The sequence below is a fragment of the Rhodopseudomonas sp. BR0C11 genome (assembly GCF_010820945.1).
Taxonomy (GTDB): Bacteria; Pseudomonadota; Alphaproteobacteria; order Rhizobiales; family Xanthobacteraceae; genus Rhodopseudomonas; species Rhodopseudomonas palustris_H.
Genome location: NZ_QTKI01000674.1, coordinates 1 through 1,495, shown reverse-complemented (window position 1 = coordinate 1,495; position 1,495 = coordinate 1). Strand labels below are relative to the sequence as shown.

The window sequence follows — 1,495 nt, the reverse complement described above, 5'->3', positions numbered from 1 at the left end:
CGGCTCGTCCATCAGCACGATCTCCGGCCTGGCGGCGAGCGCGCGGGCGACGCCGACGCGCTGGCGCTGGCCGCCGGAGAGTTCGTGCGGGAAGCGGTCCCGATGCTGGGCGGGATCGAGCCGCACCAGCTCGAGCAGTTCATCGACACGGGCAGCGATTTCGGTCTTCGACCAGTTCAGCAGCTTCGGCGTGATTCCGATATTGCGTGCCGCGGTGAGGTGGGGGAACAGCCCGCCATTCTGGAACACCATGCCGATGCCGCGGCGGAGCGCGATCGGATCGGCGGTTTGGATATCGCGGCCGTCGATTGCAATCGCGCCGGCATCGGCATCGATCAGGCGATTGGTCAGCCGCAGCAGCGTGGTTTTGCCGGAGCCCGAGCCGCCGACGATGGCGAGCAATTCGCCGCGCTGCACCGAAAGCGATAAGTCGTCGATCGCTTTGATCCGGCCGCCGCCGAAACTCTTGGTGATCCGGTTATAGGCGATCATCGGCGAAGCAGAGCTCGTCATGGTCGCAGCATGGCCGCCGGAGACGGCTGGGCGCAAGCCAGACTTGCATGTCGGCGCGCGGCGTTGAATGGTCGCGGCGAGCAGGCAAGCGGGGAGAGGGCGTGAATCAGACGGACAATGCGGCGGTGGCGCTGCAGGACGCCACGGTGGCGTTCCGCCTCGCCGATGCGCGGACCTATACGGCAGTGGAGCATGCGACGCTGACGGTGGCCGATGGTGAGTTCGTGGCCATCGTCGGGCCGACCGGCTGCGGCAAGTCGACGTTGCTCAATGTGGCGGCCGGGCTGCTGCGTCCCGCCGCCGGCGCGGTGCGGATCTTCGGCGCGCCGCTCGACGGCCTCAATCCGCAGGCCGGCTATCTGTTTCAGGCCGATGCGCTGTTTCCATGGAAGACCGCGATCGATAACGTCGCGATCGGGCTGGAAATCGCCGGCACGCCGCGCAGCGAGGCGCTGAGCCGCGCGCAGGGCTGGCTGGAGACGGTCGGGCTCGGCGCATTCGCGCAGCGCTATCCGCACATGCTGTCCGGCGGTCAACGCAAGCGGGTCGGGCTCGCGCAGGTGCTGATCCGCGATCCCAAGATCCTGCTGATGGATGAGCCGTTCGGCCCGCTCGATGCGCAGACCCGGCAGATCATGGGCAATCTGCTGCTGCAGCTGTGGAGCGCGCACAAGAAGGCGGTGCTGTTCGTCACCCACGATCTGGAAGAGGCGATCGCGCTCGCCGACCGGGTGGTGATCATGTCGGCCGGTCCATCCTCGCGCATCGTCGGCGACTGGCGCATCGAACTGCCGCGCCCGCGCGACATCTTCGAGATCCGCCTGACCAATGAGTTTCACGCGCTGCATCGTGAGATCTGGAGCGTGCTGCGCGAGCAGGTGATGAAGGCATATGGGCAGGTGGCGTGATGCATTCGGTTTTGGCCGCTGACTTGCCCCGAGTACAGCGCGCTCCCTCTCCCGCTTGCGGGGTAGGGTTGGGG

General features: G+C 67.1%; 2 protein-coding genes. One reads left to right on the top strand and one right to left on the bottom strand.

What is annotated here, in order from left to right; all coding sequences use genetic code 11:
* Positions 1-513 (bottom strand): ATP-binding cassette domain-containing protein (locus DYI24_RS26455; protein ID WP_246701382.1); only part of this gene is annotated, 513 nt, incomplete at its 3' end.
* A 47-nt stretch (positions 514-560) separates the two neighbouring features.
* Here DYI24_RS26455 and DYI24_RS26450 point away from each other — a divergent pair.
* Positions 561-1,421, top strand: a complete 861-nt coding sequence (locus tag DYI24_RS26450; protein ID WP_164574421.1) for an ABC transporter ATP-binding protein — start codon at positions 561-563, stop codon at positions 1,419-1,421.
* Positions 1,422-1,495: the final 74 nt, after the last annotated feature.